The organism is Gottfriedia acidiceleris, from assembly GCF_050457485.1.
GTDB lineage: Bacteria > Bacillota > Bacilli > Bacillales > Bacillaceae_G > Gottfriedia > Gottfriedia acidiceleris_D.
In genome coordinates this window covers 37,356-52,303 of sequence record NZ_JBCMJM010000002.1, presented here as the reverse complement: position 1 = coordinate 52,303, position 14,948 = coordinate 37,356, and the positions used below count along the sequence as shown (strand labels likewise).

The window sequence follows — 14,948 nt, the reverse complement described above, 5'->3', positions numbered from 1 at the left end:
TGTTTAGTTTTCAAAGTTCATAATGGAGCGGGTGATGGGAATCGAACCCACGACCGAAGCTTGGAAGGCTTCTATTTTACCATTAAACTACACCCGCGAAATGGTCGGGAAGACAGGATTTGAACCTGCGACCCCCTGGTCCCAAACCAGGTGCTCTACCAAGCTGAGCCACTTCCCGTAATATGGCGCGCCCGAAAGGACTCGAACCCATAACCTTTTGATCCGTAGTCAAACGCTCTATCCAATTGAGCTACGGGCGCATATTATAAAATGTGTCGTCTTCGTTAGCGACTTTTACAGTTTATAACATCCAACTGTTTATGTCAACACTTTTTTAAAAGTTTTTTTAAACTTTAAAAGCTTACTACGATAAGCTTTCGTTGACTTCGTTAACTTGTCTGACGTGACTTAAACTATATTAAAGCATCAAACATTCAATGTCAACACTTTTCAAACAAAAAAATCAAAAGTTTATTTACTTATTTGATTTAACTGGGCTTAAGAGCCTTTTTAAGTTATTAATGTAGCTTTAAACAGTACATATTTAACGTTTCTGACATAGTACTACTCAACAATAACTGACTTACTATAGTACAATTTAAGGACAGATCCCGATAAAAGTAGCTCAACTCCTTTTTCTTATAAAGGAGTGCTATATATCATTTTTTGATATTTTAACGAAATAGAATTGGTATTTAAATAATATAACTGTATGTTAGAGTTACTATGAAGTGTTTTCGAATACTTTGTTCTTTTAAATAAAAAATATTATTAATGAGCATTAAAAAAGATATTAAACTAAAATAAGGTAATTTAACTAATAGGAAGTGTGAAAAATGGATATCAATAATTTTCTTACAATCCTCCTTATCGTCAATATACTTCTAGCAGGAGTACTAGTATTTATTGAAAAAAGAGATGTTGTCGCTACATGGGCTTGGCTAATGATCTTACTTTTTATACCTATAGTGGGATTTTTACTATACCTATTTTTAGGTAGGCAGCTAAAACAAAAGAATTTCTACCATCTATCGACTAAGGAAAGAACTTATCTACAATTAGCTGTTACGAACCAGGCTAATAAAATTCATAATGATCAAGGTTTTCTTCAAGATGAACTACTATCAAAGCATTCACATTTAATTATGATGAATTTAAAGTCAGCTAACGCTTTATTAACGACAGATAACGAGATCCAAACGTTTCGAGATGGACACGAAAAATTTAATTCTCTATTTAAAGACATACAACTTGCCCAAAAAGAGATTAATATCCAGTACTATATCATCCAGCGTGATTCGTTAGGAAAGAAACTTAGAGATGAACTTTCAAAAAAAGCAGCAGAAGGTGTAAAAGTACGAGTCCTGTATGATGACATTGGTTCCAAAAGAATTACCCCTTCTTTTTTCAAAGAACTTGTTAAACATGGTGGTGAGGTAAGAGCTTTCTTCCCTTCATTTTTAAGACTCATCAATTTTAGATTAAATAATAGGAATCACAGAAAACTATGTATTATTGATGGGAAAATCGCTTATATAGGAGGGTTCAATATTGGAAATGAATATCTTGGTATTGATCAGAAATTTGGTTATTGGAGAGACACTCATTTTCGTATAACGGGAGAATCAGTTAACCAAATTCAAGGTAGATTTATTTTAGACTGGCAACAAGCTACTAACCAACCCATACATAATATGGACGAATTCTCATTTAATAATGAAAAAAATATAGGAAATACCCCTATCCAAATAGTTGCAAGTGGACCAAATTCTGAAACAGAGCATTTAAAAAACATGTACGTTAAGTTAATTATGTCTGCCAAAAAAAGTGTTTATATTCAAACACCGTATTTTATACCAGATGCAAGCATTATGGATGCGTGCAAAATCGCAATTTTATCCGGTATCGATGTGAGAATAATGATTCCAAGTAAACCAGATCACCCATTCGTGTATTGGGCTTCTCTATCGTATGCTGGAGAACTTTTATCATATGGCGCAAAAATACTACTTTATGAGAATGGTTTTTTACATGCTAAAACAATCGTTGTTGATCATGAAGTAGCTTCGGTAGGAACTACGAATATTGATACACGTAGTTTTAAATTGAATTTTGAAATAAACGCGATTACCTACTCAGAAGAAAAAGCTTCTGAGCTACAAAGTCTTTTTTTACTTGATAGTAATCATAGTAGTGAGCTTACAATTGATAAATATCAAGAGCGATCAGTCATAGTCAAGTTAAAAGAAGCAATTTCACGCCTCTTATCTCCAATATTGTAAATAAAAAACATTACTTAACGGTAATGTTTTTTATTTTATCTTTATAGTTTCAAATGAAAGGTGATGTGCACTTTTCTGTAGAATAATGGTTATAGTTAATAGATTATTAAAATATTAAAGAAGGTGAAATATAATTATTATTAAGAAGATATTTGTAGTTTTTTTAACTCTTTCATTTCTATCGATAAGTTTCTTTACAAATCCAACTTCTACCTATGCAGCAAATAAAGTTTATACTGTAACTGCAAATAAATTAAATGTCCGTAGTGGGCCTAGTACATCATATAAGTTGATCGGTTCAGTTAAAAAAGGCCAACTTTTAACGGTTATTAAAAAACAATCCAGTGGATGGTATAAAATTAAATTTAAAAAAACAACCGGATTTATAAATGGAAAATATGTGGCGGCGGAGTTCACTAACGTTAACTCATTAGATAAAAGTATTATTGTTGACTTGAAATATAACACAACCAATAACTTTACTGGCAAACGTATTTATAATTTTAGTCAAGCAATACTTAGGACAAGCACAGCAAAAAAATTAGCAAAAGCAAACGCAATATTTAAAAAACAAGGATATACCATTAAAGTATGGGATGCTTATCGTCCTTTATCTGCACAACAAACACTTTGGAACGCATATCCTAATTCGAATTATGTAGCTAAACCTGATCCTAAAAATATCCGTGGACACCAACTTGGCGCAACGGTGGATATTACATTATGTACTTTAGATGGAAAAGAAGTACAAATGCAATCTAAATTCGATGATTTTTCTTCACGAGCATCTCGAAGCTATAAACGAAGCAGTGTGCAGGATAAGAGTTATCAAATTATGGATAAGGCAATGAGACAAGTAGGTTTTGTAGGCTATTCTAAAGAATGGTGGCATTACGCAGATATTAATCAAAACTTTAAAGCTATCCAGGTAAATCCTGCAAATTATTAATGATAAAAATATGTAATTTATTTAAAATAGAATTATCTCTATTTTGTACGATGAACGGTTAAGGTTACTTTACTTGTTTCACACATAAACGTTGAAAGGTGGACTGGTTCCTCTTTTGAATCATAGGCAATTTTTAGGATTTTAAAAAGATTGGCTCCTATATCGCATTCAAGGTAATTGGCATATACTTTTGTCGTTCCGATTACGTCGATGATTTTATCGTTGCTTAGGATTTCTGTATTGTAGTCCTTTGAGAGAACTTTATATGTGGATTCATCAGTTGCAATTTTCTTTTCCAAATCAGGAAACGAATTAGTGAGTAATGTGCAATATCATAAAAAAGTGGACGGTCGTTCACATACATAAGTCGCTCAAGCTCTAGTACCCGACTTCCTTCTTCAACTTTAAGATGTTCTGCAACATCCTTTGGTGCCGGGATGACTTCACTTCTTAGGATTCGGGAATTTGGAATCATCCCTAGTTGGTGGCTAAACTCCGAGAATCCGCTTACAGATAACAGTTCAAGAATAACATAAAATACAATGTATTTTAAAAATTTTTAATACTCATTTTTAAGCCCAAAAAAGGCTAGTACCGTGAGCAACTATTCTATAAAAGTCATAAATTTTTAAACACAAAAAAGGCCTCTACATTACGTAGAAGCCTTATTACTATATATATAATTTGATGCGGCCGAGAGGACTTGAACCTCCACGGAGAAACCTCCACTAGGCCCTCAACCTAGCGCGTCTGCCATTCCGCCACGACCGCGAATAAACAAAAGTGAGCCATGAAGGATTCGAACCTTCGACCCTCTGATTAAAAGTCAGATGCTCTACCTACTGAGCTAATGGCTCATAATAACACAGAATATACAATGATATTACAAGTATAACTAAAAACAATCCATTTTTAAACTTACTTGCTGTTTACACGATCGCATTCAAGATAAAAGTAAATCCCCTTATCCCAAACATTTCATATTACAAAATTAAAGTGGCTGGGCTACCTGGATTCGAACCAGGGCATGACGGAATCAAAATCCGTTGCCTTACCGCTTGGCTATAGCCCAATGAATAAGCTGCATGCTCTACTTCCCCGAATATGCCTCATGAAGTTCCACCGCAGGATTTTTTTTATGTTGTATTGTTTAACCCCTCGAATCTACTCCTCAAGATAAAAACAATCCGACATCCTAATAAAACAAAAAACACTACCTTACAAAAAAACAAATGGCTGGGCTACCTGGATTCGAACCAGGGCATGACGGAATCAAAATCCGTTGCCTTACCGCTTGGCTATAGCCCAATGAATAAGCTGCGTGCTCTACTTCTCCGAATATGCTTCATGAAGTTCCACCGCAGGATTTTTTTTTATGTTGTATTGCTTTACCCCTTGAATTAACTCCTCAAGATAAAAAACAATCCGACATTTAAAATATTTAAAATCTAACTCCAACCATCCACTGTTACTAATTTTCTCCAAATAAAGAAAAAAATACTACAATTTGTAGTAATTAATGGCGGTCCCGACCGGGATCGAACCGGCGATCTCCTGCGTGACAGGCAGGCATGTTAACCGCTACACCACGGGACCATATGTAATTAATGGTGGAGGATGACGGGCTCGAACCGCCGACCCCCTGCTTGTAAGGCAGGTGCTCTCCCAGCTGAGCTAATCCTCCAGGTTAAAATGGTGACCCGTACGGGACTCGAACCCGTGTTACCGCCGTGAAAGGGCGGTGTCTTAACCGCTTGACCAACGGGCCTTATATATGGCAGAGAAGAAGGGATTCGAACCCTCGCACCGCGTAAACGATCTACACCCTTAGCAGGGGCGCCCCTTGAGCCACTTGGGTACTTCTCTATAATAATGGCTCCGCAGGTAGGGTTCGAACCTACGACCACTCGGTTAACAGCCGAGTGCTCTACCACTGAGCTACTGCGGAAAAATACTAATCTTTTCATCAAGTGCTAAAATGTGATGACAAGTATTAATATAAACTAAATGCCTATTAGATGTCAACACTATTTATAATAGTTTTAATGGACTTTTGCATAATCCACATACATAGCGACTTATGTCCACTTTTCTTTTTCTTAAGAAAGCTTGCCCACATCCTGAACATCTATATTTATACTTATAAGAATGCGTTCTTTTTTTTATTGAATTTAGTGGTTTACAATACCTAGGAGCACCTACTTTTTTTAATAGCTCTTTAAAATCTCTATCTTCGTGCTTATATCCTTTCTTCATAATATGAAGATGATAATGACATAGCTCGTGTAATATGATCCCCTTTAACTCTTCAATTCCGTGTTCTTCATAATAAAACTTATTTAATTCGATATTACTTGTTTTTAATAAATACCTACCACCAGTTGTCCTCAACCTAGTATTGAAAGAAGCTTGGTGGAGAAATGGTCGATCGAAATAATTGATTGATAGTTCTTCAACCAGTTTTTGTATCTCCTCATTATCCATTTATGAATCGCCATCCTTTTTTTCTTCTTTATTATAACTGAACAACTCACAAATTCTTGGGTATGCGCATACATTAAACTTACAAATGAGAATTTCAAAAGATCTTATTAGTACGATTTATGCTAAATGGGCTGCTCTTAGTAAATCTCTCTACAACGGCGTAATTTTTACTATCAAAATGAACAATACAGTTATCCTTTTTATACAATGTATCGGAAGGTTACCCCTCACTCATTTATTTCATCGCCCATCCTCAAAAAAAGATGGGCGAAGATTTTTAAGTTGGAGGTTTTCATCATGGTAATGCCTAGTTGGCTGAAATCTCAAATTCAAAAAGCATTTTATGAAAAAAACCGTTATCAAATTAAATTATTGAATCAATGTTGGTTTTATTATCAAAAAATTAAGCTTTGACGATTTCTTTCGCTTCAATTGGTAGCATAGATAAACCTACTCTTTGTTTCTTTTGGTCTACTTCAGCAATCCATACTTTTACTACTTGACCAACTGATACAACATCAAGTGGATGCTTAATAAATTTGCTACTCATTCTAGAAATATGAACAAGGCCATCGTTCTTTAGCCCGATATCAACAAACGCACCAAAATCGACTACGTTTCTTACTGTTCCTTCAAGTTCCATCCCTATTTTTAGGTCTTCTATTTGAAGAACATCTTGGCGAAGGATTGGTGCTGCTAATTCATCTCGTAAGTCTCTTTCAGGTTGCATTAATGATGCTAAAATATCTTTTAGCGTAATTTCACCAATATCCAGTTGCTCTGATACTTCTTTTAAATTAATCGTCTTTAACTGTTCTTTCAATTCATTTGAACCAATTTGACTTGTTGAGAAATTTAATTGCTTTAATAATTTTTTTACTTGTACGTAGCTCTCCGGGTGAATACTTGTACGGTCTAAAGGCTCATCTCCTTCAAGAACACGTAAAAATCCAATACATTGCTCATATGTTTTAGCGCCTAATCTCGGTATTGTTTTAAGCTCTTTTCGATTTGTAATTTTCCCTTTTTCGTCACGGTAATTAACAATATTTTTCGCTACTGTTTTGGACAAGCCCGATACGTATTGAAGTAATGAAACTGATGCTGTATTTACATTTACACCAACTTGGTTAACAGAAGTTTCAACGACAAATGATAAGGATTCATTTAAGCTCTTTTGAGATACATCGTGTTGATATAATCCTACCCCAACAGATTTCGGATCAATTTTTACTAGTTCTGCTAACGGATCTTGTAGTCGTCTTGCAATTGATACTGCGCTTCGTTCCTCAACTTGGAAATCGGGGAACTCTTCTCTTGCTAACTCAGATGCTGAATAAACACTTGCGCCGGCTTCATTTACGATTACATAGTAAGTATTATTTTTCATTTCTTTTAAAATTCCAGATATAAACAACTCTGTTTCTCTCGAAGCCGTACCATTTCCAATTGCGATCATTTCTATTTTATATTTGACAAGAATATCTTTAATTTTTGCAACTGCTTGTTCTCTTTTATTTCTTTGAACCTCTTCTCTTTCTCCTTTGAAAGGATGAGGGTAAATCACGTCTATTTTGAGCACTTTACCCGTCTCATCTACTACTGCTAATTTACAACCTGTACGAAATGCCGGGTCTACTCCTAGTACGATTTTCCCTTTTAATGGTGGTTGCAGTAATAATGAACGCAAGTTTTCTGAGAAAATATTAATCGCGTGTGAATCAGCTTTTTCGGATAATTCTTTACGAATTTCTCTTTCGATTGAAGGTTGAATTAATCTTTTATATGCATCTTCAACGACTTCCATTAAGATTGGTCGTACAAAAGTGTCCTTTGTAATAACCCTTTTTTCTAAATATAAAATAATCTCATCATAAGGAGATTGAATCGCAACCTTTAAAATATCTTCTTTTTCAGCACGATTCATTGCTAGTATTCTATGTGGAACAATCTTCGAAATTGGTTCAGAGTACTCGTAATACATTTCGTATACTTTTTTCTCGTCTTTTTCGGAGTTTTTTACCGTACTATCAATCGTTCCCTTTTTGAAGGTAGCTTCACGAATCCACTTACGATAAGTAGCATCATCCGCAATCCATTCCGCAATAATATCTTTTCCACCTTGAATAACTTCATCGACTGTATTAACTTCTAGTTCAACATTTATGTATTTTAACGCTTCATCAGCAAGTGAACCTTCATTTGGCATTGAAAATAACCATTCTGCAAAAGGTTCTAGCCCTTTATCTTTTGCAACTGTAGCGCGAGTTCTTCTTTTTTCTTTATATGGTCGGTATAAATCTTCAACTTCTTGTAGCTTTTTAGCTAATGTAATACTTTTACGTAAGTCATCAGTCAGTTTCCCTTTTTCCTCAATTAAACGGATTACTTCATCTTTTCTCGTTTGAAGATTTACAGCATACTCATATTTTTCTAAAATGGAATGAATTTGTACCTCATCAAGAGAACCCGTTTTTTCTTTTCGATACCTGGCAATAAAGGGAATCGTATTTCCTTCTTCCTTTAATTCAATTACGGTAGCTACTTGTTTTGTAGTAATCGATAAATCAGATGCAATTTTATTAATCAATTGTTGTGACAAAAATAACGCCTCCAATTTTTGGTAATTTCAAAGGACCTAAAATAACCCTTTCAAGACGAAAGGGTTACAAAACAATTTATTATAATCTATGTAGGTAAAGCTGCTATAAAAGCAACTTTAAAAATCAACAAGTCCTAAACTGATTTGCAACGCTTCGTCAACCTGATCCATCATCTCATCATCAAGATGTGTTATCTTATCGGTTAATCGTTGTTTGTCAATCGTTCGAATTTGTTCTAGTAGTATAACCGAATCACGTTCAAATCCATATTTTTTAGCATCGATTTCAACATGTGTTGGAAGCTTTGCTTTTTGGATTTGTGCTGTAATCGCAGCGACTATAACGGTAGGACTAAAACGATTACCGATATCATTTTGTATTATGAGAACCGGACGAACTCCACCTTGTTCTGAGCCAACTACAGGGGAAAGGTCTGCAAAATATACGTCGCCACGTTTTACTATCAAGTGATTACCCCCCGCTAACTAAGCGCTCCACTTTAGAATCCGCTTCAGACTCAGCATAGAATGACTCAGAAGATATTAATAAGTTGATTTTAGCCATTTCCATGTATCCACGTCGCATTTGTTCGCGACTTTGGCGTCTTTTACGATCTTTTAAAAACATCTTAGTCGCTTGATAAATATACTCATTTCGATTACCGTTTTCTTGCTTTACTAATCCATCTAGTTCGCTTACTACATGTTTTGGTAAACGTACTGTTATTTCAGTTGTCGCATTTAGTTCGGACAAGTTTCAGCACCTCCAGAATCAACTATTACCCATATATCTCCCTATACTACATCATACCATTATTTTCAGTGATTGGAAAGACACATATCTTCGTTTATCTTAACCAAATAACAGTGTTTCATACTTTAATACATCAAATTACAATTAATCTGATACTAGATAATTACTTATGGACTTAATATTTCCATTCTTTTTATATACCCTTGGTACTCTATGATTTATAAGGCAAGTTACTTCATAATTGATTGTATTCATATGTGTAGCAACTTCCTCAGCCGTTACTGCTCCATCCTTACTTTCTCCTATTAAAGTTACTTTTGTACCAACAGGATAATGGTTAGAAAGCTTGATCATACACTGATCCATACAAACTCTACCAACGATTTCTGCCTTTTCACCTTCAACCAACACAGAAAATCCTTGCATATCTCTAAGCCAGCCATCTGCATACCCAATTGGTAACGTCGCAATCCACTCAGAATCAGAAGTAAAATACGTTGCACCATAGCTTACACCACTATTAGCTGGTAATTGCTTAATATGAGAGATTTTCGTATAAAGCGATAGTGCTGGCTTTAATGTAAATGGTAACATTGGTTTTATTTCTAAAGATGGAGTTAAACCATACATGATAATACCAACACGTACAGTATTAAATAAATTTGTTTCTAATGCAGCCGCTGCACTATTTGCACAATGAATTAGCTCTAGAGAGAATCCACTGCTCTTAACCCATTCTATACATTCATAAAATTTATCTACTTGCTCATTAAAATAGGATCTATTTAGCTCATCTGCAGTAGCGAAATGTGTAAACAAACCTTCCAGTATAATTGATGGATTTTTTCGTAAGATCGATGCAGCTTGCTCCCATTCAGATTTTGTTTTTAGGCCTAATCTACCCATCCCAGTATCAAATTTAATATGAATCATTGTACGATCTGTGCTTTTTAGATTTTTAGAAATACCTTCTAACCAATCAACATTATATGCCGTTAAAGTTAAATTATTCTTGATTGCCACGGTAATATCCTCTGGTCTAGTTGCTCCTAACACTAATATCGGCGCCTCTATACCCGCGTTACGCAGAAAAATCCCTTCATCAATAAAAGCAACTAATAATCTTGTTGCTCCAGACTTCAATGCTTGTTTAGCTACTTCAACGTAACCATGTCCATATGCATTCGCTTTTAAAGCTACATATATTTCTTGATGATTAGGGTAAAGCGATACAATATTTTTGATATTTTCCTCAATTGCATCTAAATCTACTTCTACCCAAGTGTCGCGATAAAATGATGTTTCTGTCATGATCTACACTTCCTTATCGATTTACCCATTACTCTTTTTTATATGTGTAAAATTATTTGCTTATTTTACTATAAATGTCAACCAATATACTACTCATTTATAGTTTATTTAAAATTTAAAAAGGCGTGATAAAGCATCATCACGCCCTTTTAAGTTTGAAAAAAAATATTATTTTGTGCCTGTATCTCCGACTGATTGGGCAACTTGAATTAATTCACCTTGAGTTAAGTTTTTAGAAACAATCGTGAAATCTGTTCCACCGTATGACCATGTGATCATCTTATCTGATAATGCTCCTACAGTTTTACCTAAATCTACTGGTTCACCAGTGATTTCCATCGTTGTTCCAGACTCTGAAATTCGTGCTTTTTCCTCTATTAAAGTAAACGATTTTTTATCCCCTTTATATGAAAGTATAACCTGAACACCATTGTCTGTTTTTACTTCTTGTTGGTCATCTAACACAACACCCTTCATTAAATAATTAGGGTAAAGTGTAACTAATAAATTAGGATCATTATTTGGATTTGTAGATGTAGGTACACTTAAACGAGCGCTTGTCATATTTTTCTTCACATCAAAAGCATCATTATCAAACTTCGCATTGTATTGTACTTTATCGAATTTAACATCCAACACAACATTTTTATCTGTATCTAATAGTTTTACTGATTCTGGTGTAAGACCTTTTTTATTAAAAGTAATTTCTTGTGTTGGGAGCAATTGTCTATTTGTGTAATTTGTTTTTGTTTCAAACACATACCCTAGCTTAGTTGTTTTAAACGTTGCATTCTTATCTTGTACTAAGTCATTAACTAATGATTCCGGTAAATATGGCTGACTGCTGTTTGATGGCCAATCACTTTGGAAGCGATAGCTTTTATTTAATGCTGGCGTTAAAACAAACACACCCTCTTTGTTTCTTAAAATAATTTGGTTTTGATCACTCTTAGCATTTTTTAATTGTACGCGGTAGTAAGAAGGCTTTTTATGCCAAATGACTACTTCATACTTTTGAGGATCATTACCATTATTAATCGTTAATGTTGCATCCGCCTTATAACCATTCATTTTTTCCATCTGATTGCTAAGTGAACCTACAACATCATCTTTCGATTTCTTGCCACATGCAGCCAATGATAGTACTAACATGATTGTCAAAAGCATCGCTACAAGCTTTTTCTTCATCTCCCCAGCTCCTTTATTCCTCTTAAATTGTAAAAAAGAGAATTTTATGCAAAGGCTTATGAATAAATGTGCGCGAGTAGCTTAGAAGTAAAATCTTGATTTATTCATGCACGTTGCAACCTTGCTTCTCATATCCTCATGAAACTATATGAGGTCAAGCTCTAAAATATGCAGACTAGCATGACAAGCTAATTTAAAAAATTTAAAGAAAACGCTCTGATTAGCGAAGGCTGTAAGTGAAGACAATGTTGTAGTTACACATATTAATTAATTCTTAAAATTTAGCAACTACGTAGAAACAAAAAAAATAAAAGCCACCCAAGAGAGTGACTGTTTAAAAGGTATTATATTTGCTGTAAGACCACTTGAGCAGCAGCATAATGTTCAGTATGCGTAATTGATAAAAACGATATAAATGGCAAATCAACGGTTAATACAGGCTTACCTTTTTCGTCATTTAAGATTTCAATATCATGAAACCCTAATTCTTTCCCAATTCCTGTGCCAAAAGCTTTTGAACAAGCTTCTTTTGCGGCGAATCTTCCTGATAAAAATTCAAGTTTTCTTCGTTCTGATAAGTTGTCGTATATTTCATATTCAGCTTCAGTTAAAATCCTTTTCGCAAACCTTGGCTGCGAGCTTATAATTTCTTTCATTCGTTCAATTTCTACTAAATCTAATCCAATACCTACGATCATATTTCCTCACCCTAACTTTCGAGTACTACGTTTTAAAATAAAAGCTTGAATCATTAATAATTTCAATAGACGGATGAGCTTTTAGATCATCCATTAATTGAAATAGTGCATTATCTTTTTGTTTTGCTTCAATCATACAATCAATTTGCTTAACCGAGCCAGAAATTTCATTTAAAAATGTAATAAACATGTTAGGGTCCACAAAATCAGCATGAGCACGTATGTCTTTCTCATCTCTAGGACTTGATATATGCATTTTCATAGGCAAGCTCGAAGCTTTCCATGTATCGACTGCATAACTCCAATTTTTTACCCAGTCTTCATTTGTATGATTAACTAGATGATGATGATAGTCAAATACAAGTGGTACTCCTAATTTTTCACAAGCAAATAAAGTTTCATCAAACGTAAAGGTAGTATCATCATTTTCAAACATTAGCATTTTTTGAATTTGCGCAGGAACAAGGCTAAAATTCTCTATTAATTGTTCCAGTGATTTTTCCTTATCATCATACCCTCCACCAATATGGAGTACACATCGTTGTTCTGTATTAATTTTCATCGCTTTTAAAAGCTGATAATGAATTTTTAAGGTTTTTACCGATGTTTTTAATAGTTCTTCATCGGTTGAGTTTAAGATTACGAAATGATCCGGATGAAAATCAATCCTCATTTCATTCGTAATCGCAAATTTACCTAACTCAAGTAAACTTTCCTTTAATGGCTTTATGTAATTCCAGTCTGCTACTTCTGCATGGTTTGCTAAAGGGATTAATTTACTGCTCAGGCGAAAAAAAGATATATCATGTGCTTTGTTGTGCTTTAGTAGTCTTAGACAGTTATTAATATTAGTTTTAGCAATATGCTCTAGCTTACGAATAGCCGCATCTTTATCCTTTTGTTTTAAAAACTGAGCAACCGTCATTGTCTTTGATGGCGAGGCGTTTTGTAAATTCATACTCATTGCGACATATCCAAGTCTTACTAACATTATCATTCCAACTCTCATCTGTTTTTAGTTAGTGTATGGAATCTGTCCAAATTCACACATTACGAGAAAATAAAATTATAAACAAAAAAGGTACATGGATTTTACCATGTACCTTAACTAGTTACTTATTTACTGCTGTCTTGTGGTTTGCGTTGTCCACCACGGTTGTTATCACGAGAACCTTCGTTACGTTTGCCACGGAAGTTTCCTCCGCCGCGGTTATCACGGTCTCCACGACGTCCATCTCCACGACGATTATCGCTACGACGTCCATCTCCACCGCCACGTCTATTTTCGCCACGACGGTATCCGCCGCCACCGCCACCGTTTCCTCCGCGTCCGCCACGGTCACGTTTGACCATTGGTGGCTCATCAGTTAAACGAATTGGTGTTTCATTTGGCTCTTTTGTTAACATTTTTAAAGCTGCAGCTACAACACTTACAGAATCATGCTCTTCAAGTAATTCTTCTGCAATACGTTTGTAGAATGCTAAATTATCACTTTCCATAGTCGAAGTTAATTTTTCAGCAATGATACGTTGTTGACTTTCAATTGCTTCGTCTAATGTAGGTGCAGTCATACGTTCCATACGACGTTTAGTTGTACGTTCGATATTTTTTAATTGATTAAACTCACGAGGAGTAATAAATAACATCGCTATACCTGATTTTCCAGCACGTCCTGTACGTCCAATACGATGAACATAGCTTTCAGGATCTTGTGGAATATCAAAGTTGTATACATGTGTAACTCCAGAAATATCTAATCCACGAGCTGCTACATCAGTTGCAACTAGAACATCAATTGAACCAGCTTTAAATTTACGAAGTACTTGCTCACGTTTCGCTTGTGATAAATCACCATGAATACCTTCTGCCGCATATCCACGTAAGTTTAATGCTTCTGATAATTCATCAACACGACGTTTTGTACGACCGAAAATAATCGCTAATTCTGGTGTTTGAATATCTAATAAACGTGTAAGAACGTCAAATTTTTTCTTTTCTTGAACTTCAATAAAATGTTGTTCAATGTTAGGCATTGTAACTTCTTTTGCTTTTACTTTTACGATTTGTGGATTTGTCATGAAAGTTTCTGCAATGCGACGAATTGGGTCAGGCATAGTTGCAGAGAAAAGAAGTGTTTGTTTGTTTTCTGGAACTTCTTTTAAGATCGCTTCAATATCTTCAATGAATCCCATGTTTAACATTTCATCCGCTTCATCTAATACAACTGTATTTACATTGTTTAGGCGAATTGTACGACGGTTAATATGGTCTTGAATACGACCAGGAGTTCCTACAATAATATGTGGGAATTTTTTTAATGAACGCATTTGACGATTAATATCTTGTCCACCGTAGATCGGAAGGATTTTTACACCTTTATTCATACCGATTTTGTGTAACTCTTCGCCAACTTGAATAGCTAGTTCTCGTGTAGGAGCGATAACAAGTCCTTGGACATTGTTACTATCTACATCAATTTTTTCTAGTAATGGAATACCAAAAGCGGCTGTTTTACCAGTACCAGTTTGCGCTTGACCAATTACATCATGGCCTTGTTTTGCTAATGGAATAGTCTGCGCTTGAATTGGTGTAGCTTCCTCGAAGCCTAATTTTTCAATCGCAAACAGGATTTTACTACTTAATCCTAATTCTTGAAATGTTGTCAATTTGGTTAATCTC

Annotated in this window: 14 protein-coding genes and 12 tRNA genes; 3 read left to right on the top strand and 23 right to left on the bottom strand. The window is 34.8% G+C overall.

Translation table 11 applies throughout. The annotated features are described in order from the left end of the window. Window positions 1-23 precede the first annotated feature (23 nt). The 3 genes from ABEY15_RS02785 to ABEY15_RS02775 all read right to left on the bottom strand — a co-directional run bounded on the left by ABEY15_RS02785 (window position 24) and on the right by ABEY15_RS02775 (window position 260). Window positions 24-97: transfer RNA gene (locus tag ABEY15_RS02785), tRNA-Gly, on the bottom strand. Between the two features lie 4 nt (window positions 98-101). Further along, window positions 102-178 (bottom strand) — tRNA-Pro (locus ABEY15_RS02780). Between the two features lie 5 nt (window positions 179-183). Next, a tRNA-Arg gene (locus ABEY15_RS02775) sits at window positions 184-260 on the bottom strand. Window positions 261-836: 576 nt separating this feature from the next. On the opposite strand from ABEY15_RS02775, the gene cls reads away from it, so the two are divergent. After that, window positions 837-2,282 carry a cardiolipin synthase gene (gene cls, locus ABEY15_RS02770; RefSeq protein ID WP_429888306.1) on the top strand — a complete coding sequence of 482 codons (1,446 nt, stop codon included), beginning with the start codon at window positions 837-839 and terminating at the stop codon, window positions 2,280-2,282. A gap of 130 nt (window positions 2,283-2,412) precedes the next feature. Then, entirely contained in the window at window positions 2,413-3,231 is an 819-nt protein-coding gene (locus ABEY15_RS02765) for a M15 family metallopeptidase (RefSeq protein ID WP_429888312.1), read from the top strand. Window positions 3,232-3,269: 38 nt separating this feature from the next. On the opposite strand, the gene ABEY15_RS02760 is transcribed toward ABEY15_RS02765, so the two are convergent. From ABEY15_RS02760 to ABEY15_RS02705, 12 genes are all read right to left on the bottom strand, one after another. Next, entirely contained in the window at window positions 3,270-3,530 is a 261-nt protein-coding gene (locus ABEY15_RS02760; protein WP_429888305.1) for a UTRA domain-containing protein, read from the bottom strand. Beyond that, window positions 3,458-3,706 (bottom strand): UTRA domain-containing protein, encoded by a 249-nt coding sequence (locus ABEY15_RS02755; protein WP_429888304.1) that lies wholly within the window; start codon window positions 3,704-3,706, stop codon window positions 3,458-3,460. The genes ABEY15_RS02760 and ABEY15_RS02755 overlap by 73 nt, the downstream gene beginning before the upstream one ends. A gap of 213 nt (window positions 3,707-3,919) precedes the next feature. Then, window positions 3,920-4,002: transfer RNA gene (locus ABEY15_RS02750), tRNA-Leu, on the bottom strand. 13 nt (window positions 4,003-4,015) lie between these two features. After that, window positions 4,016-4,088 (bottom strand) — tRNA-Lys (locus ABEY15_RS02745). A 140-nt stretch (window positions 4,089-4,228) separates the two neighbouring features. Next, window positions 4,229-4,303, bottom strand: a tRNA-Gln gene (locus tag ABEY15_RS02740). A gap of 161 nt (window positions 4,304-4,464) precedes the next feature. Then, window positions 4,465-4,539, bottom strand: a tRNA-Gln gene (locus ABEY15_RS02735). 212 nt (window positions 4,540-4,751) lie between these two features. Beyond that, window positions 4,752-4,827, bottom strand: a tRNA-Asp gene (locus tag ABEY15_RS02730). 12 nt (window positions 4,828-4,839) lie between these two features. Further along, a tRNA-Val gene (locus tag ABEY15_RS02725) sits at window positions 4,840-4,915 on the bottom strand. Between the two features lie 9 nt (window positions 4,916-4,924). Then, a tRNA-Glu gene (locus ABEY15_RS02720) sits at window positions 4,925-4,999 on the bottom strand. A 7-nt stretch (window positions 5,000-5,006) separates the two neighbouring features. Continuing rightward, window positions 5,007-5,097: transfer RNA gene (locus ABEY15_RS02715), tRNA-Ser, on the bottom strand. Between the two features lie 7 nt (window positions 5,098-5,104). Further along, window positions 5,105-5,179 (bottom strand) — tRNA-Asn (locus tag ABEY15_RS02710). 83 nt (window positions 5,180-5,262) lie between these two features. After that, window positions 5,263-5,715 (bottom strand): SprT family protein, encoded by a 453-nt coding sequence (locus tag ABEY15_RS02705; protein ID WP_429888303.1) that lies wholly within the window; start codon window positions 5,713-5,715, stop codon window positions 5,263-5,265. 303 nt (window positions 5,716-6,018) lie between these two features. Here ABEY15_RS02705 and cmpA point away from each other — a divergent pair, with 303 nt between their 5' ends. Further along, window positions 6,019-6,129, top strand: coding sequence for a cortex morphogenetic protein CmpA (cmpA, locus tag ABEY15_RS02700; protein ID WP_088014579.1), 111 nt, complete (start codon window positions 6,019-6,021; stop codon window positions 6,127-6,129). Here the strand turns inward: cmpA and ABEY15_RS02695 are convergent. The 8 genes from ABEY15_RS02695 to ABEY15_RS02660 all read right to left on the bottom strand — a co-directional run bounded on the left by ABEY15_RS02695 (window position 6,119) and on the right by ABEY15_RS02660 (window position 14,935). Further along, window positions 6,119-8,317 carry a Tex family protein gene (locus ABEY15_RS02695; protein WP_429888302.1) on the bottom strand — a complete coding sequence of 733 codons (2,199 nt, stop codon included), beginning with the start codon at window positions 8,315-8,317 and terminating at the stop codon, window positions 6,119-6,121. The genes cmpA and ABEY15_RS02695 overlap by 11 nt on opposite strands. Before the next feature lie 117 nt (window positions 8,318-8,434). Next, window positions 8,435-8,785: a type II toxin-antitoxin system endoribonuclease NdoA gene (gene ndoA / locus ABEY15_RS02690; protein ID WP_056476047.1), complete on the bottom strand. Its 351-nt coding sequence runs from the start codon at window positions 8,783-8,785 to the stop codon at window positions 8,435-8,437. A 4-nt stretch (window positions 8,786-8,789) separates the two neighbouring features. Next, on the bottom strand, window positions 8,790-9,071 hold the full coding sequence (locus ABEY15_RS02685; RefSeq protein ID WP_069033898.1) for a CopG family ribbon-helix-helix protein: 282 nt from the start codon (window positions 9,069-9,071) through the stop codon (window positions 8,790-8,792). A gap of 144 nt (window positions 9,072-9,215) precedes the next feature. Further along, window positions 9,216-10,382 (bottom strand): alanine racemase, encoded by a 1,167-nt coding sequence (alr, locus tag ABEY15_RS02680; RefSeq protein ID WP_429888301.1) that lies wholly within the window; start codon window positions 10,380-10,382, stop codon window positions 9,216-9,218. A 168-nt stretch (window positions 10,383-10,550) separates the two neighbouring features. Then, window positions 10,551-11,570, bottom strand: a complete 1,020-nt coding sequence (locus tag ABEY15_RS02675) for a LolA family protein (RefSeq protein ID WP_429888299.1) — start codon at window positions 11,568-11,570, stop codon at window positions 10,551-10,553. A gap of 344 nt (window positions 11,571-11,914) precedes the next feature. Further along, entirely contained in the window at window positions 11,915-12,268 is a 354-nt protein-coding gene (gene acpS / locus ABEY15_RS02670) for a holo-ACP synthase (protein ID WP_429888298.1), read from the bottom strand. Between the two features lie 25 nt (window positions 12,269-12,293). Next, window positions 12,294-13,259, bottom strand: coding sequence for a UV DNA damage repair endonuclease UvsE (gene uvsE, locus ABEY15_RS02665; protein ID WP_429888310.1), 966 nt, complete (start codon window positions 13,257-13,259; stop codon window positions 12,294-12,296). Between the two features lie 125 nt (window positions 13,260-13,384). Then, window positions 13,385-14,935, bottom strand: a complete 1,551-nt coding sequence (locus tag ABEY15_RS02660) for a DEAD/DEAH box helicase (protein WP_335407850.1) — start codon at window positions 14,933-14,935, stop codon at window positions 13,385-13,387. Window positions 14,936-14,948: the final 13 nt, after the last annotated feature.

Bases quoted from the DNA above. Each gene is read 5' to 3' on its own strand.
- ABEY15_RS02705 (WP_429888303.1), bottom strand. From the start codon at position 5,715: ATGGATAATGAGGAGATACAAAAACTGGTTGAAGAACTATCAATCAAT.
- ABEY15_RS02755 (WP_429888304.1), bottom strand. From the start codon at position 3,706: ATGATTCCAAATTCCCGAATCCTAAGAAGTGAAGTCATCCCGGCACCA.
- alr (WP_429888301.1), bottom strand. From the start codon at position 10,382: ATGACAGAAACATCATTTTATCGCGACACTTGGGTAGAAGTAGATTTA.
- acpS (WP_429888298.1), bottom strand. From the start codon at position 12,268: ATGATCGTAGGTATTGGATTAGATTTAGTAGAAATTGAACGAATGAAA.
- ABEY15_RS02675 (WP_429888299.1), bottom strand. From the start codon at position 11,570: ATGAAGAAAAAGCTTGTAGCGATGCTTTTGACAATCATGTTAGTACTA.
- cmpA (WP_088014579.1), top strand. From the start codon at position 6,019: ATGCCTAGTTGGCTGAAATCTCAAATTCAAAAAGCATTTTATGAAAAA.
- uvsE (WP_429888310.1), bottom strand. From the start codon at position 13,259: ATGTTAGTAAGACTTGGATATGTCGCAATGAGTATGAATTTACAAAAC.
- cls (WP_429888306.1), top strand. From the start codon at position 837: ATGGATATCAATAATTTTCTTACAATCCTCCTTATCGTCAATATACTT.